The 22558-nt window shown below is 45.6% G+C and carries 15 protein-coding genes and 2 tRNA genes; 11 read left to right on the top strand and 6 right to left on the bottom strand.

The genetic code is table 11. The features are described 5' to 3' along the window. The first annotated feature begins 191 nt into the window (after positions 1-191). Complete coding sequence (gene acnA, locus AAEY79_RS10600) at positions 192-3020, top strand: aconitate hydratase AcnA (protein WP_201582771.1); 2829 nt, start codon at positions 192-194, stop codon at positions 3018-3020. A gap of 179 nt (positions 3021-3199) precedes the next feature. On the opposite strand, the gene AAEY79_RS10595 is transcribed toward acnA, so the two are convergent. Beyond that, the gene (locus tag AAEY79_RS10595; RefSeq protein WP_025653219.1) at positions 3200-3853 is read right to left on the bottom strand and encodes a LysE family translocator; all 654 of its coding nucleotides are present in this window, start codon (positions 3851-3853) and stop codon (positions 3200-3202) included. Between the two features lie 402 nt (positions 3854-4255). Between AAEY79_RS10595 and AAEY79_RS10590 the strand changes: the two genes are divergently transcribed. Further along, positions 4256-5155 (top strand): DMT family transporter, encoded by a 900-nt coding sequence (locus tag AAEY79_RS10590; protein ID WP_201567449.1) that lies wholly within the window; start codon positions 4256-4258, stop codon positions 5153-5155. A gap of 317 nt (positions 5156-5472) precedes the next feature. Here the strand turns inward: AAEY79_RS10590 and AAEY79_RS10585 are convergent. The 4 genes from AAEY79_RS10585 to gltX form a co-directional block, all read right to left on the bottom strand. Next, positions 5473-5548: transfer RNA gene (locus AAEY79_RS10585), tRNA-Glu, on the bottom strand. Positions 5549-5703: 155 nt separating this feature from the next. Next, a tRNA-Ala gene (locus AAEY79_RS10580) sits at positions 5704-5779 on the bottom strand. A 122-nt stretch (positions 5780-5901) separates the two neighbouring features. Continuing rightward, complete coding sequence (locus tag AAEY79_RS10575) at positions 5902-6261, bottom strand: hypothetical protein (RefSeq protein ID WP_201567447.1); 360 nt, start codon at positions 6259-6261, stop codon at positions 5902-5904. Positions 6262-6388: 127 nt separating this feature from the next. Then, positions 6389-7918, bottom strand: coding sequence for a glutamate--tRNA ligase (gene gltX / locus AAEY79_RS10570; RefSeq protein ID WP_350588187.1), 1530 nt, complete (start codon positions 7916-7918; stop codon positions 6389-6391). Between the two features lie 383 nt (positions 7919-8301). Between gltX and rsmH the strand changes: the two genes are divergently transcribed. The 7 genes from rsmH (at position 8302) to AAEY79_RS10535 (ending at position 18062) form a co-directional block, all read left to right on the top strand. Further along, entirely contained in the window at positions 8302-9345 is a 1044-nt protein-coding gene (gene rsmH / locus AAEY79_RS10565; protein WP_407074196.1) for a 16S rRNA (cytosine(1402)-N(4))-methyltransferase RsmH, read from the top strand. 526 nt (positions 9346-9871) lie between these two features. Continuing rightward, positions 9872-10354, top strand: coding sequence for a cell division protein FtsL (locus AAEY79_RS10560; RefSeq protein ID WP_101211361.1), 483 nt, complete (start codon positions 9872-9874; stop codon positions 10352-10354). Continuing rightward, positions 10351-12441, top strand: coding sequence for a penicillin-binding protein 2 (locus AAEY79_RS10555; RefSeq protein ID WP_101211360.1), 2091 nt, complete (start codon positions 10351-10353; stop codon positions 12439-12441). The genes AAEY79_RS10560 and AAEY79_RS10555 overlap by 4 nt, the downstream gene beginning before the upstream one ends. A 70-nt stretch (positions 12442-12511) precedes the next feature. Then, complete coding sequence (locus AAEY79_RS10550; protein ID WP_352288292.1) at positions 12512-14221, top strand: UDP-N-acetylmuramoyl-L-alanyl-D-glutamate--2,6-diaminopimelate ligase; 1710 nt, start codon at positions 12512-12514, stop codon at positions 14219-14221. 106 nt (positions 14222-14327) lie between these two features. Further along, on the top strand, positions 14328-15779 hold the full coding sequence (gene murF, locus AAEY79_RS10545) for a UDP-N-acetylmuramoyl-tripeptide--D-alanyl-D-alanine ligase (protein ID WP_201567257.1): 1452 nt from the start codon (positions 14328-14330) through the stop codon (positions 15777-15779). 3 nt (positions 15780-15782) lie between these two features. Beyond that, complete coding sequence (mraY, locus tag AAEY79_RS10540) at positions 15783-16901, top strand: phospho-N-acetylmuramoyl-pentapeptide-transferase (protein WP_025653232.1); 1119 nt, start codon at positions 15783-15785, stop codon at positions 16899-16901. A gap of 174 nt (positions 16902-17075) precedes the next feature. Further along, positions 17076-18062 (top strand): putative RNA methyltransferase, encoded by a 987-nt coding sequence (locus AAEY79_RS10535; RefSeq protein WP_352288289.1) that lies wholly within the window; start codon positions 17076-17078, stop codon positions 18060-18062. 43 nt (positions 18063-18105) lie between these two features. On the opposite strand, the gene cls is transcribed toward AAEY79_RS10535, so the two are convergent. Further along, positions 18106-19557 (bottom strand): cardiolipin synthase, encoded by a 1452-nt coding sequence (gene cls, locus AAEY79_RS10530; RefSeq protein ID WP_352288286.1) that lies wholly within the window; start codon positions 19555-19557, stop codon positions 18106-18108. 247 nt (positions 19558-19804) lie between these two features. Between cls and AAEY79_RS10525 the strand changes: the two genes are divergently transcribed. Continuing rightward, complete coding sequence (locus tag AAEY79_RS10525; protein ID WP_201567270.1) at positions 19805-21565, top strand: TrkH family potassium uptake protein; 1761 nt, start codon at positions 19805-19807, stop codon at positions 21563-21565. Between the two features lie 164 nt (positions 21566-21729). Then, on the top strand, positions 21730-22431 hold the full coding sequence (locus AAEY79_RS10520) for a TrkA family potassium uptake protein (protein WP_025653236.1): 702 nt from the start codon (positions 21730-21732) through the stop codon (positions 22429-22431). The last annotated feature ends 127 nt before the right edge of the window (positions 22432-22558 follow it).

Raw genomic sequence — 22558 nt, 5'->3', positions numbered from 1 at the left:
AAATTTGTTATGGTGAAGGGGAGTCGTTATAAACGACGGAAACACTATTTATCTTTTTCTTTGATTCCAGTGGTCAGTCGATGCAAATTTTATCAGCCTTTTTTCTTTAAGCTCATAAATTCAAAGTTAATCTAGCCACCAGTTATAACAATAAATTCATAACAATCTACCCAGTAGATAAGGAAGCTACCATGAGTGATATCTTTAACGTAAAAGACACCTTGTCGGTCGATGGCAAGGAACATTCCTACTACAGCCTGCCTGAGCTAACCAAAACCTATAGCAATATCAGTAAGCTGCCATATTGCATGAAAGTCGTATTAGAAAACCTATTGCGTAACGAAGATGATGGTCAGTCTGTGGGTAAAAACCACATCGAAGCCGTCGCCAATTGGGACGCAGGTGCTGAAGCGTCAAAAGAAATTGCCTTTATGCCTGCTCGCGTCGTCTTGCAGGATTTCACTGGCGTGCCATCGGTCGTCGATTTGGCCGCCATGCGTGATGCCGTGGTTGAGCTGGGTGGTAAAGCCGAGCAAATTAACCCGTTTATTCCCAGTGAACTGGTCGTCGATCACTCGGTACAAGTCGATGCTTATGGCCGCGAAGATGCGCTAGATTTGAACGAAAAGATCGAATTTAAGCGTAATAATGAGCGCTATGAGTTCTTGCATTGGGGTCGTAACGCCTTTGAAAACTTTGTCGTCGTACCACCAGCGACCGGTATTGTCCATCAGGTTAACCTTGAGTATTTAGCTCGTGTGGTGATGGCCGCTGATGTCAACGGTGAGCTTACTGCCTATCCTGATACAGTATTTGGTACTGACAGTCATACCACCATGATTAATGGTATTGGTGTGCTTGGTTGGGGCGTGGGCGGTATTGAAGCAGAAGCGGCCATGCTTGGTCAGCCATCATCGATGCTGATTCCACAAGTCGTTGGTTTTGAGATGACGGGTAAATTGACCGAAGGCGTCACCGCCACGGATTTGGTATTGCGTGTGGTTGAAATGCTACGTGCCCATGGTGTGGTAGGTAAGTTTGTCGAATTCTACGGTGAAGGCCTGCACAGCATGCCGCTTGCCGATCGTGCGACGATTGCCAATATGTCACCAGAATATGGCGCAACTTGTGGTATTTTCCCAATTGACCAAATGGCGATTGATTATCTGCGTCTATCAGGCCGCGACGAAGCGCAAATTGAGCTGGTCGAAAAATATGCCAAAGCACAAGGCATGTGGCACGATGCCGACACCCCAGCGGCGACCTATTCAAGCAATTTGCATCTAGACTTGTCCTCAGTACAGCCTGCGCTGGCTGGTCCTAACTTGCCACAACAGCGTATCAACTTGTCTGATATGCACGAAAAATTTGGCGAAACGCTAGAAAAAATGACCAAAGATCGCAAGTCGGAAGTTGAAGGTAAAGTACGCTTTGACCAAGAAGGTGGTGAGCAAGAGCAAGCCGAGACCTTGGCCGCAAAGCCAAAGGTCAATAGTAATCAAAATGATGGATATCAGCCTGCCAATGGGGTTTTCTCTACTGTTAAAATTGATGAGACAGACCACAAGTTGCGTGATGGCTCAGTTGTGATTGCCGCCATTACCTCTTGTACCAACACCTCAAACCCTGCGGTGATGATTGGTGCAGGTTTGGTTGCCAAAAAAGCAGCTGCTAAAGGTCTAAAGGCTAAGCCTTGGGTCAAAACCTCATTAGCACCTGGTTCTAAAGTTGTTACTGATTACCTAGAAAAAACCAAACTGATGGATGAGCTGGAAAAAACAGGCTTTTACTTGGTCGGTTATGGTTGTACGACTTGTATCGGTAACTCAGGACCGCTCCTCGAATCAATCGAAAAAGGTATTGAGGATAATGACTTAGTCGCAGCGGCTGTATTGTCTGGTAACCGTAATTTTGAAGGTCGGATTCACTCGCATGTCAAAGCCAGTTATTTAGCATCACCACCGTTGGTCGTTGCCTATGCACTAGCCGGTACAGTCGATATCGATCTGACGACTCATCCGCTAGGACAGGATCAAGATGGCAATGATGTATTCCTAAAAGACATCTGGCCAACTTCAGAAGAAATTAACGAGTTAATTGCCAACAATATCGATGCTGATATGTTCCGCAAAAACTACGGCGAAGTGTTCGACGGTAGTGCAGCGTGGAACGCAATTAGCTCAGCGGATAGCCAGCTGTATCCATGGGATGAAGGGTCAACCTATATCAAAAACCCACCGTTCTTTGATGGTATGACCATGGAGCCAGAAGGCATTCCTGATATCGAAGGCGCGCGTATTTTAGGTCTATTTGGTGACTCAATCACCACCGATCATATTTCACCAGCAGGTAATATCGATCCAGACTCACCAGCAGGTAAGTACTTGCAAGAGCGCGGTGTGATGGAAGCAGACTTCAACAGCTATGGCTCACGCCGTGGTAATGATGCAGTCATGACTCGTGGTACCTTTGCCAACATCCGTATCAAAAATACCATGATGGGCGGTAAGGAAGGCGGCTATACCTATTACTTCAAGGGTGACAGCGCGACGCTACAAGATGGTGAAGAAATGGCCATCTATGATGCCGCGATGAAGTATAAAGAAGACAAGCGTCCGCTCGTTGTTCTTGGCGGCGCGGAGTATGGTTCTGGTTCTAGCCGTGATTGGGCAGCCAAAGGTACTATTTTGCTCGGTGTCAAAGCGGTATTGACCAGCTCATTTGAGCGTATTCACCGCTCGAACCTAGTGGGCATGGGCGTGTTGCCATTGACCTTTAAAGAAGGTGAAAACGCTGAGACTTACAAGCTTGATGGTTCAGAAGTCATCAGCATTAGTGGTCTCGATAATGGTGAGAGCAAAACTGCCAAAGTCACTGCTACTCGCGCTGATGGTTCAACTGAAACCTTTGAGGTTAACGTCGGTCTACAAACGCCAAAAGAGCGCGAATACGTGCGTCATGGCGGCGTGTTGCACTATGTACTACGCCAATTAGCAGCAGAGAGTAAAGACGCTGCTTAATGGTTAATTAAAGTTAGAATCATATAAAGCCCAGTCTCCTTAATATAGGGGACTGGGCTTTTTTATTGGGTGAGAAGGAATAAGTAAGTATTGGGAAGTTTATTTCATTGAATTATCTGAAGTTCTCATTCCAATTCTCTTTAAATACTTTATGTCCTCTACTCTTTATTCCAACTTGCTTAACCTTTGTCAGTCAACAATTTAACGCCCAGTCCCATAAATACGACACCGCTGATTTTGTTCAAGACAGACTCAATGGCAGGGTTTTTTCTTAGGTTTTCGCTGAACTTTGACGCCAATAATGTCAAACACGAGCACCATATCAAACCCGTGGTGGCAAAGGTCAGCCCCAATACCAAAAATGACAACATGCTATGAGCATAACTGGGGTCGATAAACTGAGGAAAGAAAGCGACAAAAAACAAAGCCACTTTGGGGTTAAAGGTATTGGTGAGCACCCCTTGTTTGTATATCTGCCAATAATTGAAAGGCTTCATAGTTGCAATGTTTTTGTGGTCTTGCACGTTATTCGTTATCAAAGGTGCTTGTTTACTTGTTAGCATCTTAAAGCCTAAATAACACAAGTAGCTGGCACCAATATATTTGACGATCATAAATGCTATTGGGGAATTGGCCAATAATACTGATAGACCTAGCGCCGCTAATAAAGTATGAATCAACGCACCGGAAGTCACGCCTAGTACTGAATAAAACCCAGCTTTTTGCCCTTGTGAGACACTACGAGTAATGATGTACATGGTATCCGAACCAGGTGTTAGGTTTAATAAAATGGCGGCAGCGATAAATCCTAGATAATTTTCAATACCAAACACAACAAGCACCTCCCTTTGATGGCTCTAGATATCCCTATGTTATAGAGTGTTTATATATTTTATAAGTTTTTTATAGGGTAGATAGTAGTGAGCTTAAGTTGAATTAGCAAGAACACCCATCTTTCGTCAAATCCTATCACGCCGGACATCCATAAAATCAATCTTGTTCAAACCAATCTCATTCAAACCAAGTTATCCCAATCATTACAAACCTGCGCTACATTCAAATTTTCGTCTTGCCAAAACTCAAGAAGTCTTGCCTATTTCTTGATATCTATCCCGCAAAAATACATAAAAACAGCATCTCTAAAGCCATTAAAGCGTTATCATCACGATATTTTTTATGACTTAACCAACCCAGTCAACACCGCTACATAAATAGCCTGCCAAATTGAGTGAACCATGACTAGACGCGACCTTATTACCTTCTTTGTGCTTTCCTTTATGTGGTCGCTCTCATTTATATTTTATCGAGTGGGCGTCCCTGAGTTTGGCTCGTTGGCGTTTGCCAGCCTACGGGTGATATTTGCAGGCTCCATCATGGTGGTCTTTTTATTGCTCAGCCCAAAAGACCGAGTGGGTATTCTTAAAAAATGGAAAATGCTTACTATCGTCGGATTATTCTCAGCCGCCATTCCCTTTACATTGTTTTCATTTTCAGCACAGTCAGTGAATGCGGGGGTGTTAGCAGTACTTAATGCTGCTGTACCGATGATGAGCGGCTTTATTGCCAGTACCTTTTTTAATGAAAAGCTCGCTAAAAAGCAAATATTAGGCTTAGTGATTGGGATTATTGGCGTAGTGATTTTGATGAGTGAGAACTTGTTTGGTGAGCAAGGAGCACAAGATCTAAGCTCAACGCTACTACCAATGGGGTACGCTTTACTTGGGGCAGTAGGATATGCAGTAGGCGCTAATGTTACTAGGAACTACTTAGAAGACCTCTCGCCGATTGCGATCACTGCAGGTTCGCTCATTATCGCCAGCCTAGTCATGCTACCTATAGCTGTTTATAATTTTCCGTATGGCGCAAGTATTAGCGCAAAAGCGTGGCTATCCGTGATTTGTATTGGGGTGTTTTCGACCGCCATTGCCCTTATCTTTATGAACCAGTTGATCAAAAATATCGGCCCGATGCGCGCGACCAGTATTACGCTGGTTATCCCTATTTTTGCGATATTTTTTGGTTATATCTTGCTTGGCGAAGCACTGGATATCGGCGCGATCATTGGCTCAGTCGTGATCTTGTTTGGCACTTATTTATCATTAAACTTGTCATTAAAAGGCTTGGTCAAGTCGTAAACTGCTTTATCGGACAGGCTAAAGGTTTGTCCGATAAACGCTCAAGCGATGAATGGTATAGTCGGTTCAATATAATTTGGATACAAGGAAGACGAGTGAAAGTACTGCAAATAGTAGGCTAAGCGAGACTGACACCGTATCTGAGTTGTATAGGATTGACTATATTTGAAGTAAGTTGCAACAAGCCATTATAAAAACGACAGACGTAAAAAAGCCCAGTCGCCGTATGATGACTGGGCTTTTATATTGTTCGCTTATTAGTCTTACCTGATGCTTAAAGGTACTAAGCAAAAGTGCTAATAAGTGACGCCGTATAGTGGCGTCCCCAGGGGGATTCGAACCCCCGTTACCGCCGTGAAAGGGCGGTGTCCTAGGCCTCTAGACGATGGGGACGCATAGAGTGTCATAACCAAATGGCTACAACGGTACTTCACAATATCAGAGAGCTTATCTATTAATAGAGCAAGCCTTGCCTAGGTGCTGATATCGTCCTACTAGCGAGTATTTATTCTAAAGTTTCAGTAAACTGAGCTTTGTCGTAAATAGTATGGTGGAGCTAAACGGAGTCGAACCGTTGACCCCTTGCATGCCATGCAAGTGCTCTACCAACTGAGCTATAGCCCCTCGCTAAGAGTGTGCGTATTTTAGGTAACAGCAGCAGTCTTGTCAACCGCTATTTTCAAAATAATCGATAAATATGCGAAAAAAAGCGTTTAAAGCGGATTTAGCTACTTAATAAGCCTAAATTAGCGTGGATTTTGCTGACTAGCAATCTCTTTAATGGCTTTATCGGTAAAGAATTCTTCTTCGGTGCCATCTAAAAAAACAATAGCAGCACATTCTGTGGGGATATATTGCCCGCCTTTTTGTTGTACTGTGCTGATACCTTTAAAGCCTATAATCTCAGACTCATTTAATCGCGCTGATTTATTATAATCAGAGTAAGTCGTATATATCCACTTTAGATCTTCAAAATCTTGACCCTTTGTCAGGGTGAGTTTGGCATCATAAAGCTCTTTTACGATGGTATCATAGTATTTCTGCGCTTCTTTTAGGGTGTTGAAGACATAATCTTTACTTTCTATCGTGACGGTTTTGGCGGCCATATTTGTTTCCAATTCGTATGTTTAATAGTATGAGAGTAGTAATACTGACTAAAAATGAAAAAGGGTCAGAACTGGCATGACCCTTTCAAATTCAAAATTTCAGCTAATTTATTATTCGGCAGAGAAGCTATTCAGCCGCCAAAAAGTCTGGCAACTCAGCCGCTTGTTTCTCTAGTTTTTTAAGCTTCTTTTTACCCAAGCCGCCTAGTACATCAACCGCATGACGCAAGCGCGTCAACGTCATATCAGCACCGATAATCGCCATAGAGTTCATGACGGGTGTCGATGAGGTGCTACCAGCGATAGCGATAAAGAACGGTGCCATAAAGTCACGCATCTTAATATCGAGATGAGCCGAAAGCCCTTTTAAAGTGGCGTAGATATTTTCTTCTGACCACGTTGGCAAGACTTCTAGCTGCCATAATGACAGCTGAAGCATCTCGATAATTTGCTCAGGTGTCAATGATTTATGGGTAAAGCTTTCGGCATTAATATCCGGGAGGTTTTGAAAATAAAAGCCGCCCCAATTGACTGCATCAGACAGTAGTTCGATACGTGGCTGAATGGCTGCTGCGATAGCCGTTAATTTATCGCTATTACTTGCCCAGTCGAGGATTTTATTTTTTAGCTCTTCAGGAGTAAGTGCACGTAGCCATTCGCTATTGACCCAATTAAGTTTCTCAATGTCGAAAATAGGGCCACCAAGCGATACACGCTGAATATCAAAGCTGGCAATCATCTCGTCCAAGGTGAATTTTTCTGCTTCGTCAGGCATGGAGTAGCCCATACGTCCAAGGTAATTCAGCAAAGCTTCAGGTAGCACGCCAGCATCACGATAGTAGGTGATAGAGGTTGGGTTTTTACGTTTCGACAGCTTTGATTTATCTGGGTTACGTAACAGTGGCATATGGCAAAGAACCGGCATCTCCCAACCAAAATACTCATAAAGTAGCTGATGCTTCGGTGCAGAGTTCAGCCATTCCTCACCACGTAGTACATGGCTGATATCCATCAAGTGGTCATCGACAACGTTGGCTAAATGATACGTTGGCATGCCGTCAGTTTTGAGAAGCACTTGCATATCGACTTGGGTCCAAGGAATCTCAACGGTACCGCGCAGCATGTCATGTACTTGGCAGATGCCTTCAGTGGGTACACGCATACGAATTACGTGAGGCATGCCTGCTGTAAGAAGTCCAAGAGTCTTCTCAGAGCTTAAATGTGCACAGCGACCGTCATAACGTGGCGTCTCGCCATTGGCCATTTGCTCAGCACGCATGGTGTCTAGATCTTCACTGGTACAAAAGCAGCGGAACGCATGATCGTTTTCTATCAGCTGCTCAGCGTGTTTTTTGTAAATATCGCTACGCTCGCTCTGACGATAAGGCGCGTGCGGACCGCCGATGTCTGGACCTTCCGCCCAGTCAAGGCCGACCCAACGCAGCGCATCCAAAATCATTTTTTCAGATTGCTCCGTTGAGCGTGTTTGGTCGGTGTCTTCGATACGTAAAATAAACTCGCCGCCATGGGCTTTAGCGAAGGCTAAATTAAATAGGGCGATATAAGCAGTGCCGACATGAGGAAAGCCAGTCGGTGAGGGTGCAATGCGGGTACGAACAGGGCGTGTGCCGCTAGTAGAAGTCGATGGTTGCATCATAAAAATCTCAGAATAGGGTAGTTAATGAATAGGGCAGTGAAAAATGCTAATCAAAGCTTTGAACAAAAAATACGGATGAAACAATAGCCGTCAAGGTAGAAAAATAGCGTAAAATATAGCGCTAGTATAACAGAGAGATGGGATATTTTTAATGAAAAGCCCTTCTAGCGCTTGACTACAGATGTATCCTTGCGATAATAATGCTAGGCAAGGCATAACTTGTTTATTTTCATCCGATTTTTTACTATTACTGGCCACGATGGTCGTCATCTACTGAGTTGTTTGTGTCATTATCAAAATCTAAGCCAAAGCCAAATGTTAACGCCAGTCCTGCTGCTACCGATAGCGCTGAGTCAGTGGTTAGCCGATCTTCTGTGGAAGACATTTCTGCGCAAGATTCTAGTCAAGGCCATAAAGTGTCGGATGAATTAAGTTTTGTCCACGATGCTGTGCTGCTACAAGAAGCGGTCGCGGCGGTGTTGGGTGTCAAATCACTGCCCAAGCAAACCGGCGACGCAGGACAAAACAGTGACAACCAAAGCAGCTTACGAATGAGCGGCATCTACGTCGATGCAACCTTTGGCCGTGGTGGCCATAGCCGCTTGCTATTAAGCCAGCTGGCTGACGATGCCACCTTGATTGTGTTTGATAAAGACCCAACAGCCATTAGTGTTGCGCGCGAACTAGCAAATACCGATAGTCGCGTAAAAGTGGTGCATGACAGCTTTGCGACCTTGACGGACAGCTTAGCCGCTATGGGTATCACTGAGGTCGATGGTCTGATGGCAGATTTGGGCATTTCTTCACCGCAAATTGATGATGGTAGTCGCGGTTTTAGCTTTATGCGCGATGGTGCGGTCGATATGCGCATGGATACCAGTCGTGGTCAATCCGTCGCTGAATGGCTTGCCAAAGTCGATGATGAAACCTTAGCCAATGTGCTTTATGAGTTTGGCGAAGAGCGTCACAGCCGTCGTATTGCACGTGCAATTAAGCAGATGGACAGTTTTGAGTCCACACTTGAGCTGGCAGAAGTGATAAAAGTGGCGCATCCAAACTGGCAGCGTGGTAAGCATCCAGCGACGCAGAGCTTTCAGGCGATGCGTATCTTCATTAACAATGAGCTTGGCGATGTCGATGATTTTTTAGCACAAAGCATCCCGATTCTAAAGTCAGGCGGGCAGCTGGCGGTCATTAGCTTTCATTCATTAGAGGATCGCCGCATTAAGCAGTTTTTGCAGCGTCATAGTAAAGGGCAGTATCCAGAAGACGAGAATTTGCCGATGCCGCCTAAGCGTCCGCGTTATTTTAGCAAGCCTAAACGCGTGGGCCCTAGCAAAGATGAGGTGAGTCAAAATCCACGCTCACGTAGCGCATGGTTACGCATGGCGACTCGTACCGATACTGAGTATCAACAGACGCTATAGCAGTAAAAGCGTTTTTAGCTCATTTAGATCGCTATCAGTTGAATTCAGGACACACCCTAGTATGCTGTTTAGTGAATGTGACTAAATGTCTTAATGTTTACGCAACTGTTAAAAAGCTGTAAATATTATCTGCTAGGCTCAGCAGCTAGTTTTTTGTTTATGTCTGCGCTAATTTAGCGATGATCATTAGCTATTATTTTCTTTGTCAGCTTAGAGTAGAAGACAGTTATAGTCAGTAAAAAGTAATATCGAACCATCACGCACTGCTGATATCTATTTTTCTGGCTTGCTGTGCCTGCGCAGACAGAGGCGACAAAAAATTGATATCAGCAATAGCATCGCGTTTTTAGGATATTTTGATTATAGCTTGTAGAGTAAATGTCAATCATAGCGGGTTTTTATGGCTATCATTGCACAGCGCGTTTGGTTTTATTTTTATTGAGGGTACTGATCAGGGATGAGATTTTTATAACCCTTATACAGTCGCCGCTCTTTTATATTTGAAGTTTACTTTTTTGAGATCGTCATGGCAATATCTGACAAACCTGCAAACCGTCGCGCCGCAATGGCCAATACCACTGATGTTGGCGAGCTATTCGTGCGCCGCTTTAATGTGGTCAGCATTTATGTGGCGGTGTTGTTGCTATTGGCAGCAGCCATCGTCTGGAGCGGTATCAAAACGGCTGAGGAAGTGCAGCAATATCATCAGGATTATAGAACCTTGCAAGACATGAAAAAACAAGAACGCAAACTGCAAATTGAGCACCAGCGCCTATTAATTGAACAGCAAACCTTTAGTGCCACACCGCAAATTGCCAGTCGCGCCGTTGCCGAGCTTGGTATGTTTTCACCCACTCTCAAGGATAAGCTGATCATTCAGCCGGGTGCGGCCGTCGCATTGGCACCAGCCCAGCCAACTAGCGCAGAGCTGATTAGAGCCAATGATTCAGACGTTGTCGAAACCGATGCTCCCGTGAGCGACGCCAATCTTGCGGAGGCAGGACAATGAGTGATAAAAAGCCAAACGCCAATGGTGGTAAAACATCAGCAAAAAACCCCAGCAAAAAACCCGCCAGTGGCAAAGTAACCAAACCATTACGCCGAGCCAGTGCTGCTAAATCTGGGCAAACTGACAGCAAATCTTCAGACAATCGCAAAGCCAAGCTCTTTGGTCGCCTCAAAAAGAATGAAGATCAAGGCGCGTATACCAGTGTCAAAAACCGTAAAAAAATTGTATTTAATAAGGCCACTGGTGCCTCCTCTCGTGGCGGCTTTGAGTATGACAAAAACCGATTCCGTACCGTTTGGGGCGTGGCGCTTGTGGTGTTGGCGCTACTGATAGGGCGTGCCTACTATATTCAAGTGGCTAACGCACAGTTTTATCAAGATAAAGGTGACGAGCTTATCACCAGCGTACGGACGCAAAAGTCCTATCGCGGTATGATTACCGATCGCAATAATTTACCCTTAGCTGTTAGTGCGCCGCTTGCGACTGTCTCCTTTAGTCCGCATGATTATTCGCGCGAATACTATGAGCTTAAACGTATCAAAATTACCAATCCGAATAGTCCACAGTTACAAGCGCGTATGCAAAAACGTCTGGATAATATGGATCTGACTCGGCTGGCAGCGGCCGCCAACATTCCGGTCAGTGAGCTAAAGAAAGTCACTGCTGTCGATGACAGTATTGATGTGACTGATGAAGAAGCGGTAAAAGCCGCCCTGCCATCGGGCGCAGGCTCGCATTATTTGCCACTACTCAACAAAGTCACGCCTGAAATAGCCGAAAGTGTTAGCTCGCTTGACTTCCCGGGCGTGTATGAGAAAAACTTCTTTCAGCGTTATTATCCGCAGCCACAACCAAACTCGCAGCTGTTGGGTTTTATGGGGCAAAATGCCAACGATCCTGAAGGTGGTTACGAAGGACGGGCAGGCATAGAGCGTCAATTCGAAAAAGAGCTGGCGGGTGATGATGGTAAAGTACTGGTACTCAAAGACGCCAAACAAAACAGCCTAAAAGAGATTAAACAGATTGAGCCAGAAATACCTGGCAAAGATGTGGCGTTGACCATTGATTCGCGTCTACAGTATCTGCTCTATAAAGAACTAGAGAAAGTAGGACGTGTGCAAAAAGCGCGCTGGTCAACTGGTATGGTCGTCGATGTACAAACTGGCGAAGTGTTGGCACTATCGACATGGCCATCATTTAACTCCAATAACCTGAATGAGATGACTGGTGAAAACCAGCGTAACCGTGCGCTCCTCGATGTATTTGAGCCGGGTTCAGTCATGAAGCCATTTACCGTGGCTGCGGCTCTCAATTCGGGCAAATACACACCGACTACTTTAATTGATACCAATCCGGGTTCAATTCGTGTGCGTGGCTATACCATTCGTGATCATAATAATTTGGGCACCATCAATCTTGCCACACTCTTACAAAAATCAAGTAACGTGGCCTCGACCAAGATAGCCTTATCTTTGCCCGCTGATGCCATTACCAATATGCAAAAGCAATTTGGATTCGGTGCAAAGACACCGCTACAGTTCCCAGCGGAAGGCAGTGGGCTTGTGGTTACACCGGAAGAAAAAGAGACCTCACGTCGTGCAACGATCAGTTATGGTTATGGTATGGAGGCGACTGTAGCGCAGGTGGCGCAGGCTTATTCGGCATTAGCGGCAGGCGGAGTCATGCATCCTCTAACCTTGGTTAAGAGCGACAAAGTACAACCAAGCAAACGCATCATGGCGCACGAACAAGCCATGTCGATTGTCCAGATGTTAGAGAGCGTCACCGAAGAGGGTGGTACCGCCAAAGCAGCGGCGATTGATGGCTATCGAGTGGCGGGTAAAACAGGGACGTCGCGTCGTATCAACCCAAAAGGTGGTTATTATACCGATCAGTATCGCAACGTCTTTGCGGGCATGGCACCAGCATCAAACCCAAGACTGGTCGGTGTTATCTTAGTGGAAGACCCTCGAGGGCTGCATTATGCTGGTCTGACAGCGGCGCCAGTATTCCATAACGTCATGAAAGAAGCGCTACGTCTCTATAATGTGCCATTAGATAAACCCTTAAAAACTGAAGCCCAGTAGGCATGGATATGGATATTTACGTATTCAGCTATTAATGATTTGATTTGTTTTAACCGATTAGGATTTGCTCATGACCATGCTCAACTCATCGCTGACCAGTGCCACTGTTACCCTGCAACAGCTTATAAATGCTAGCAATTGTAATAGTCATCATCTAGCGCAGGCATTATCAGCAATGAGAATAGCAGCAGATAAAACATTAACGAACCAATCAGCCTCCAATCAACGACTTACGCTTGTCAATTTACCGTTTCAGCAGTTTCGTTTAGACAGCCGTCAGGTAGCGTCAAACGACGTGTTTGTACTACTAAAGAGCCATACACCAAACTGCCAAAAAAGCCGTGATTACCTTTATCAAGCCGCTAAAAATGCGGCTTTTATCCTATCAGAAATCGATCCTATCGCCTTGCTTGCCACGGCTAATGTGCCGCCACATGCTAATATTGAATTGATTGATAATGCTCAAGCTACGGCGCAGCAGCAATTAGATTCCTTGCCTTGCCCCGTCGTATACGCGCCCAACATCCGTGACTTTTTGGGTGACTTAATTCAAGCGCGTTTGCAGCATCAGCAGCCCGTAACATTACCAGCAGTGGTGGCGGTGACGGGCACCAATGGCAAAACCACCATCAGTCAACTGGTGGCGCAATTAACCCAGCTGACTGGCATGAGCAGCGCCGTCATGGGTACGGCAGGTAATGGTAGGCTTGGCACTTTGGTACAAGCCAGTCATACCACGGGCGATGCCTTAGCGGTTCAGCAATTTCTATATCAAATGGGTCGCGAAGGGGCACAGCTACTGGCGTTAGAGGCCAGCTCACATGGTTTGGATCAGCAGCGTTTGCAAGGCATGCCGGTGTCGGTGGCAATTTATACCAATCTTAGCCGTGACCACTTAGACTATCATGCCGATATGGCAGAGTACGCGGCAGCCAAAGCCAAACTGTTTGATAAAGCCCACTTCCCAGATTTGACTCACGCCATTGTCAACATCGACGATGAGCATGCGCAGATTATGCTGGATACCGCCCATGCTAGTGAATTGACGGTTTGGACCTATAGTTTGGATGCTACAAAAACGGCTACCTTTGTCGCTGCTAAAATTAAGCCCAGCTTACAAGGTGTCGAGATTAGCCTGCGTACAGATTTTGGCGATGGTAACGTTAATAATTTAGATATCGTCAGTCCATTACTTGGACGTTTTAACGTGGCGAATTTGCTTGCGGCTATGGCAGCTGCCGTAGCTTTAGAGATCAGTTTGGAGCGTATTGCGCCAGTCGTGCCACAGCTACAAGGTGCCGTAGGTCGTATGCAACGTGTGCCATCTAATGATGGTTGTTTTATCGTTGATTATGCGCATACGCCCGACGCCTTAAGTCAGGTATTAGCCAGTCTTAAAACCCATTGTAAGGGTCAATTATGGGCGGTATTTGGCTGCGGTGGCGACCGTGATGCTGGCAAGCGCCCATTGATGGCGCAAGCGGGGCTGGCAGGCGCGGATCAAGTGATTCTAACGGCAGACAATCCTCGCACTGAAGATCCACAGGCGATTTTGCAAGATATGCAAGCAGGTATGAGTGCGGAGCAATATCAGCGTACCCATATCGAACCAGCACGGCAAAAAGCGATTGAATATGCCGTCAATCAAGCGGCTACCGATGATATTGTGGTCATCGCTGGCAAGGGTCATGAGACTTATCAAGAAATCAATAATGTCCGTTATGATTTTGACGACAGTATTATTTTACAAAACGCCCTAGAGCATGCTGGCCGCGTATAAAAAAGTGCTGTCTGAGTGTTTAGCAACACTAATTTTTAATAATATTTATAAGTTTTAACATGCAGTTATAAAAAATAAGTAATCATCATATAAGGTAATCACTACTATGACAGCCGACAACGATAACACCATACAGTCGCAAGGGCTGTATGTCTGGCAGGCAGGTAATCTGCTTACAGCAACAGCGGCGCTTGATAGTCACTGGCAGCTAGATGCAGGACAGCTAAGTGAAGAACAAGCAGGATCGAGCAATGATGTTACGAGCACGCGCATTGCCACTGATACCCGCACGATAAAATCCGGTGATATCTTTTTGGCCTTAACGGGTGACAATTTTGACGGTCACGATTATATCGCTACTGCTATGAAACAAGGTGCGGTTGCTGCTATCGTCTCACGGCCAATCTCTACCAATATCCCGCAGCTAGTCGTGAGCGATACCCGTTTAGCGCTAGGGCAATTGGCTGCGTATCGTCGTCAACAGCATCAAAATTTAACCGTCATTGCTATTACTGGCTCTAGTGGTAAGACCACCTGTAAAGAGATGCTTGGAAGTATCTTCGGCAGATTAGCACCGACGCTCATCACTCGTGGCAATCTCAATAATGACTTGGGTGTACCGATGATGCTGCTCGAATTATCCGATCACCATCGCTATGCCATCTTAGAGTTGGGCGCCAATCATATTGGTGAGATTGCCTATACCACTGAGATTGTCCGTCCGGATGTGGCTTGTATTCTGAACATCGGCACGGCGCATCTGGGTGAGTTTGGTAGCCGCGAAGGGATTTGCCAGACCAAGGCAGAGATTTATCATACCTTGAATGATGCACAATTTGCGATCGTTCCAGATAAAGATGACTTTACCAATCAATTACGCCGTATTGCTGAAAAGCATACCTCACATGTCATTGGCTTTGGTAATACCGATGTCAGCGCCAGTCACTTAGATGTCGAGCCTGAGCGCAGTGAGTTTAAGCTACACATTGGCAACCAAGTCCATGATATTAGCTTGCCACTAGCAGGGGAGCATAACGTCAATAATGCTTTGGCGGCGGCGGCTTGTGCCCATGCTTTGAATATCGACGTCGATGACATTGTAATCGGACTTGAGAACGCGCGTCCTGCTAAAGGTCGCTTGAACAGTCAGCTGCTTGGTATGCATCGTCTGATTGATGACACTTATAATGCCAACCCACATTCGGTGCGCGCCGCTGCCAAAGTATTGGCGGCACAAACTGGCACACAGGTGATGGTGTTGGGGGATATTGCTGAATTGGGTGAGGCGGCAGTGAGCGAGCATCAAAGCTTGGGTCGTACCATCGCAACCACAGGCATCAATGTGCTGCTATGTGTTGGTGAGTACGCGCCTTACACCGTGGCTGGTGCGCAAGAGATTTCTGAGATTAGTGCTCATGCGTTCGCTGATAAAGAGAGTCTGCTGCAGTATTTACAGTCTTACTTGCAAGCGCAACAGGCTGAGCCTTGTACGGTGTTGTTCAAAGGCTCTCGTTCCATGCAAATGGAAACACTTATTCATGCGCTAGTAGAGGAGTAGGCGGTGTTAGTTTGGTTGTTTGGCTGGCTTGGCCAGTATTATACACCGTTTTCTGCGGTTTCTTCGTTGACGCTACGAGCGTTACTTGCGGTCGTCACAGCACTGGCATTTAGTATGTTTTTAGGCGGACCGGTCATCAGACGTCTACGGGCACTAAAGTATGGTCAGGCCATTCGTAATGATGGTCCGCAGTCGCATTTGGCAAAGACTGGTACACCGACCATGGGCGGGGTATTGATTTTGAGCGCCATCGGGGTATCGACCTTACTGTGGGCACGCCTTAACAATCCTTATGTGTGGATTTTGCTGATCGTGATGATTATCTTTGGCGCGGTTGGCTGGGCCGATGATTGGCTCAAAATCAAATATAAAAATCCCAAAGGTTTGATTGCTCGCAAAAAATACTTTTGGTTGTCGATGGGAGCATTGTTCGTCGGTGTGTCTTTATATTATATCGCCACCTTGCAACCGGACATCGCCACCACCCGCGAGATGCAGGATTTATTAATACCCATTTTTAAGGATTGGATGATTCCGTTTTCAGCCGTACCTTTTGGTATTGGCTTTATTATCTTTACCTATTTTGTGATTAATGGCGCTTCCAATGCTGTCAACTTGACCGATGGCTTAGATGGTTTGGCGATTTTGCCCGTTGTATTAGTTGCAGCTGGTTTAGGCGCGATGGCTTATGTCTCGGGTGACGTACGCTTTGCCGATTATTTGCATGTCCCTTATATTGCCTATAACTCTGAAGTGATTATTGTCTGTGGTTCGATGATTGGTGCTGGTCTTGGCTTCTTATGGTTTAATGCGCATCCCGCGCAAGTCTTTATGGGGGATGTGGGTGCACTTGCCCTCGGTGCGATGCTCGGTACGATTGCCGTCATGACCCGCCAAGAGATTGCTTTTGCCATTATGGGTGGTCTATTTGTCGCCGAGGCACTATCGGTTATGCTGCAAGTTGGCTCCTATAAACTGCGCAAAAAACGTGTCTTTCGGATGGCGCCATTGCATCATCATTTTGAAGAAATTGGCTGGAAAGAAACACAAGTGGTCGCTAGATTTTGGATTATCGCCATTTTATTGGTCATACTTGGTTTGATGACATTGAAGTTGCGCTAAAATAGTATTAACCTAGGTGCTGTAGTAAATAAGTATTTATGTGATTAAAAAAGTCATCTCAGCAATCACTGAGGTGGCTTTTTGTTTTTCTTAGACCTTTTTTTAACTGCTTCTTTTATCCATTAACCCACGCAATTTTTGTTAAAATGGCAGCCATATTGCGATGATCTTGAGATGCTTGTGTCCTTATTTATTTGTCCCCTTTGTCAGTCACCTCTGCAGCCTGCCGCCGATACGTGGCGCTGTGATGGTAGTTTAAACCCTAAGCAAACCACCCATCCGTTTGATGTGGCGCGTCAAGGGTATGTCAATCTACTGCCTGTGCAACAAAAAAAATCCAAAGCACCGGGCGACAGTCAGCAATCTATTGAAGCGCGCAAGCGGTTTTTAGCAGCTGGACATTATGAGCCGCTACAGACAGTGATCTGTCAGCAAATGGAACAATTATTAGCGCAAAACGAGGTCATCTCTGAGCCAATTACTGCATCAATCACTTCATCAGCAAACGCTCAGGATAAAAACCCTGTCAACTGGTTGGATATCGGCTGCGGGGAAGGCTATTACACGCAGGCGATGGTGCAGATGGGCTCAGATAGTATCACTACTTTGATAGCGGCTGATATCAGCAAGCCCGCGTTGGTTGAATTGGCTAAAGTGAGCAAAGCAGCCAGTCAGCTGTGGTATCAACAACATAAAGACGAAGCGGAAAAGACGACGGTGATTTACCCGTTAGTCACTAGTGCGGCGCATCTACCACTTCGTGCTCATAGTGTCACGGGTATCAGCAGTATTTTTAGTCCTATTTTGCCTGAGGCTTTTGCCAAGGTATTGGCTGATAAGGGGTTTCTAATCATTGCCAAGCCCGATGTCGGACATTTAGCAACGATGCGCGATGCACTATTTGATAGCGTGCGCGAGCATGATTCTGATAAGTTTTTGCAGGAGCTAGCACCATACTTTACGCTAATAGAGACGCATCGCGTCAGTACCGAGATGACATTATCAGCGTCTGACTTAGCCGATTTGCTGACCATGACCCCTTATGCCTACCGTGCCCGTAGCGAAAAAAGACAAGCGTTACTGGCAGCGGTTGAACAGCAAGCATTTAGTACCGAAGCAAAATTTGTGGTCTATGTTTTGCAAAAAAGCTCTGATAAATAGCGCTGATAAATAATGAGGACACGCTCTAGCATCCAACCGTTATTTATAAGATGGGCCCCATGGTAGCAACAATATTGTGCCAAATTCTATAGGGTAGCGGCCAGTTTTCGACCTCCTCGCTTGTCACTTCATCAGAGTCAGCGATATATTGAGATTGGCGTTCCATGATGTCAGCGGTCAAGGCGATATCGCTAAAGACAATATTGTTTTCATAATTTAAATCAAAGCTGCGCAAATCTAAGTTGGTCGAGCCAATTAAGCTTAGCTGGCCATCGACGGTCAAGGTCTTCGCATGTAGCAATCCCGGCTTGTACTCATAAATTTTTACTCCTGCTTCTAGTAATTGCCAATAATAACTGCGGCTGGTCGCAGCGACTACTAAGGAGTCGTTGTGTTTGGGGAAGATCATTGTGACCTTTACGCCGCGATAGGCGGTGGCGCACAAGACATTGATTAGGGAATAATCTGGGACAAAGTAAGGGGTTGAGATGGTCAGGGTTTGCTGGGCTTGGCTAATAAGCGCGCCTAAAAATTGTGGCGTTGCGCCCGAGCGTTGGGTAGGACCATCGGCAAAGACTTGTGCGGCGAAGCCTGTAGAGGCTGATGAGTCTGGTTGTGCGGTAGGATAACAAAAGCTCTCGACCGCTGTATCGGGGTTTTTAATCAGCCAATCACTGGCGAAAAGCATCTGGTTCTGTGCCACCACTGGTCCTTCAACGCGCAGCATAATGTCGACCCACGGGGCAAAATTGGGCTTTACGCGAAACTCAGGATCTGCGCAGTTGCGACTACCAGAGTAGCCAATGTTGCCATCGATCACGGTGATCTTTCGGTGATTGCGCAGATCAATTCGGCTAAATAATAATACCTTTATAAGATTGCTAATCGGTAGAGCCACGCTGACTTGCACGCCAGCATTTTTCATTTCTTGCCATATCTTTGAGCCCACCATTTTGCGTGAGCCCATGCCATCGACCATCGCTCGACAAGTCACACCGCGCCGTGCTGCGCGCATTAGCGCTTGGGCGATATCGATACCTGTGCCATCAATCAGCCAAATATAATACAGCACATGAATATGATCGATTGCCGCCTCAAAATCCGCTAGCATTCGTTTGTGGGTTTCTGCCGCATCCGCCATTAGTTCCGCATGATTGCCCACGGTAGTATGAAAGCCTGTGACGTTCGCAGAATAAGCAAACGCTGCTTGATACTCAGGTTTTATCGCTTGCGTTAAAGCCGCGTCGCTACCGAACACTTCAGGATTGTGGGTATGCAGTTTATTAATAATTTGCTCATGCTGGCGGTTAAAGTTACGCCCTAAATGTATCTCACCAAACATCCAGTAAACCACGACGCCGACATAAGGCAATATAAACAGCACCACCATCCATGCTAGCCTAGCCGATGAGGTCAAATCATGACGCGAGAGTATCCGTAAGGATATCAGCACGAGTAATATAAAATGAATGGTTAATAAGATGTCCAGTACCATGGCGCCGTCCTTTGTGATTATTGTTATGCAGGGTGCTGCAGCCTTTATTTAATAATCCGTACTTTATCATGGCATCTCATTTCGACCGTAGCCAACTTGTCATCAGATTGTCATCAATACGGTCAGTCCATTTAATCACTTTCGATAATTCGTTCATAACTGGTTACGATTTTCTAAAATCAGTTTTAGTTAATAGTCAAAAAAAGGAGTATAAATATCGTGGTTATTCCTCTCATGGACTCAGGCTATGCACGCCGCCATACGCTATCGATTACTTAATAATTTTACGATTTTTATTAGCATCATTGGGGTCGCAGTGGCGCTTCTCGATAGTGGTTTTACGCTACCGAACTGGCTACAGCATGTTTTTCATCTCTTTTATTTGGTCATTATCTTTTTAGGTTTTATCGTCACGGCAGGGCGTTACCTCTATAGCAAAAAACCGCTAACGATTAACAAAGTGGCTGTCTTTGACTTGTTGACCAGTATCGCTATCGTCATTTTACTCGTGGCGCATTTCACCGATTTAATACGCTCAGGCTTGGCGGTTTCCGTTGATGGCTTTGTCGCGATTAAGGTTGCGGTACTAGTGACCTTTATCCGTGAAATCTCTGATCACGACTTCAATCTCGACCGTACTTTTTTGAACCCAGCCCAATTCTTTATTCTAAGTTTTTTGTCGGTGGTACTGGTTGGCGCCTTGCTATTAATGATGCCCAACGCGACGACCCAGCCTTTATCATTTATCGATGCATTATTTACTGCGACCAGTGCGGTGTGTGTTACTGGGCTTATCGTGGTAGACACCGCGACCTATTACACGACCTTTGGCCAAGTCATTATTATGGGTCTGATCCAAATAGGCGGTCTCGGGATTTTGACCTTTGTCACATATTTTAGCTATTTCTTTAAGGGCGGTGTCAGCTACGAGACTCAGCTGAGCATCAGTGAGATGTCCTATATGCGCGGTACGGGTAATGTGGTGGCAACCCTCAAATCTATCTTATATGTCACCTTTGCTGTTGAGGCGTTGGCGGCGGCATTCATTTACGCCAGTATTTACAATTTACCCGGCATGGACGTATCCGAGCGCTTATTTTTTTCCATTTTCCATGCGGTTTCGGCTTTTTGTAATGCCGGATTTTCTACTTTTAGTGCGGGCTTATATGATGACGCGCTGCGCTTTAATTATCCTCTGCAGCTGATTATTGGCATTACCTTTATCTTTGGCGGTATGGGCTTTGTGATTGTGGTCAATGTGCTGCGGTATTTACGCTATCGTGCCCAGCGCCTGATATATTGTCGCAATCAGCGCTACGCTTATCGCCCGTGGCTGCTCAATATCAATAGCCGAATCACTCTGATTACCACGGGTGCACTGTTGCTAGTCGGACTCATTGGGGTCATGTTGTTTGAATATAATGGCGTGTTGGCTGACCATGGCAGTTTTTATGGCAAGTTAGTGACAGGGATATTTACCGCTGCCACCCCGCGAACCGCTGGGTTTAATAGCATTGATATGGGTGACCTAGCCTTTCCGACGATTATGTTGACGATTTTTTTGATGTGGATTGGCGCGTCACCGAACTCGACGGGCGGTGGTATCAAAACCAGCACCTTTGCCATTGCGCTATTAAATACCTTGAGTTTGGCGCGTGGGCAGACGAGAGTAGAAGTCTTCAAACGGGAAATCGCTGAGATTTCGATTCGTCGCGCCTTTTCTATCATGTGGCTGTCGTTATTGGTCATTGGGACTGGGGTGACGCTCATCAGTTATGATCAACCTGAGCTGGATTTGATTAAAGTGGTTTTTGAGTGCTTTTCTGCTTATAGCACCGTCGGTTTGAGTTTGAATTTGACCACCGAGTTGTCGGATTTTAGCAAAATGGTGATTTCGGTGATTATGTTCGTTGGACGGGTGGGCATGTTAACCCTGTTTATCGCCTTACTCAAAAACATGCGCGAGCGTAACTATCGCTATCCCACGGAAGAGATTACTATTAACTAAGTGCTATTAACTAAGTGCTATTAACTAAGTGCTATTAACTAAGTGCTATTAACTAAGTGCTATTAAATGATTTCTTGCTAATTGAACCTGTTAACTAAGATTTTGTTAATTAAAGTTCTATTACCTCAAGTGTGGCACTATTATTAAGGCACAAAAAGGACAATATGAAATATATCATCGTAGGATTGGGGAACTTTGGCTCGTCGCTGGGTATAGCGTTGACCAGTCAAGGTCACGAAGTAATTGCTATCGATAGCAGTATGCAAAAAGTCGAGGCTTATAAAGAAGTCATCTCGCATACCGTCTGTATGGATGCCACCGACGAGTATACCGTCACCGGTTTACCCATTATCGATACCGATATCGTCGTGGTCGCAATCGGCGAAGACCAAGGCGCAAATGTCATGGCAACGGCGCTATTTAAGACCTTAAAAGCACGGCGCTTGATCAGCCGCAGTATCAATCCATTGCACCAAAAAGTGCTGCAAGCCATCGGTGTGGACGATCTTATTTTGCCCGAAAAAGAAGCCGCCGACCGCTGGGCAAAACGCTTGTCACTGCGCTACTTTGTAGATTCGTTTGAGCTTACCGATCATTTTAGTATCGTTGAGCTTAGTATTCCAAACGCCTTGATTGGAAAGACCGTCGACGACTTACAGCTTGAGCAAAAATTCAATATTCGATTGCTTAGTACCATGCGCTATGAGTATTATGAAGATAGCTTTGGACGTACGCAACGTAAGCCAAGTATCGAAGGATTGGCCGAGCCTGAGCAGGTGCTACAAGATAAAGATGTCTTGATAATCTATGGCGCAAACAAGCATATTAACCAGTTTTTGCGTAGCGTTGGGGTAAAAGTGCAGTAGCGGGCTAAATCTAAATAAGGGGTATATTGTCTACCTATTAATGACGACATACTGTAGTGGCATAATAAAATTGGACAGCTTCTAAGAGGTTATAATAACCCAAAGAAGGAAACTAGTATGACCAACA

Source organism: Psychrobacter sp. GW64-MNA-CIBAN-0177 (assembly GCF_040309585.1).
In the GTDB taxonomy this organism is placed as follows: Bacteria; Pseudomonadota; Gammaproteobacteria; order Pseudomonadales; family Moraxellaceae; genus Psychrobacter; species Psychrobacter okhotskensis.
The sequence above is the reverse complement of the archived record's forward strand: the minus strand, read 5'-3'. Positions and strand labels throughout refer to the sequence as shown.

Bases quoted from the DNA above. Each gene is read 5' to 3' on its own strand.
- AAEY79_RS10575 (WP_201567447.1), bottom strand. From the start codon at position 6,261: ATGGCCGCCAAAACCGTCACGATAGAAAGTAAAGATTATGTCTTCAAC.
- AAEY79_RS10520 (WP_025653236.1), top strand. From the start codon at position 21,730: ATGAAATATATCATCGTAGGATTGGGGAACTTTGGCTCGTCGCTGGGT.
- AAEY79_RS10590 (WP_201567449.1), top strand. From the start codon at position 4,256: ATGACTAGACGCGACCTTATTACCTTCTTTGTGCTTTCCTTTATGTGG.
- AAEY79_RS10555 (WP_101211360.1), top strand. From the start codon at position 10,351: ATGAGTGATAAAAAGCCAAACGCCAATGGTGGTAAAACATCAGCAAAA.
- murF (WP_201567257.1), top strand. From the start codon at position 14,328: ATGACAGCCGACAACGATAACACCATACAGTCGCAAGGGCTGTATGTC.
- cls (WP_352288286.1), bottom strand. From the start codon at position 19,557: ATGGTACTGGACATCTTATTAACCATTCATTTTATATTACTCGTGCTG.
- AAEY79_RS10535 (WP_352288289.1), top strand. From the start codon at position 17,076: ATGCTTGTGTCCTTATTTATTTGTCCCCTTTGTCAGTCACCTCTGCAG.
- AAEY79_RS10525 (WP_201567270.1), top strand. From the start codon at position 19,805: ATGCACGCCGCCATACGCTATCGATTACTTAATAATTTTACGATTTTT.
- gltX (WP_350588187.1), bottom strand. From the start codon at position 7,918: ATGATGCAACCATCGACTTCTACTAGCGGCACACGCCCTGTTCGTACC.
- AAEY79_RS10560 (WP_101211361.1), top strand. From the start codon at position 9,872: ATGGCAATATCTGACAAACCTGCAAACCGTCGCGCCGCAATGGCCAAT.
- AAEY79_RS10550 (WP_352288292.1), top strand. From the start codon at position 12,512: ATGACCATGCTCAACTCATCGCTGACCAGTGCCACTGTTACCCTGCAA.
- acnA (WP_201582771.1), top strand. From the start codon at position 192: ATGAGTGATATCTTTAACGTAAAAGACACCTTGTCGGTCGATGGCAAG.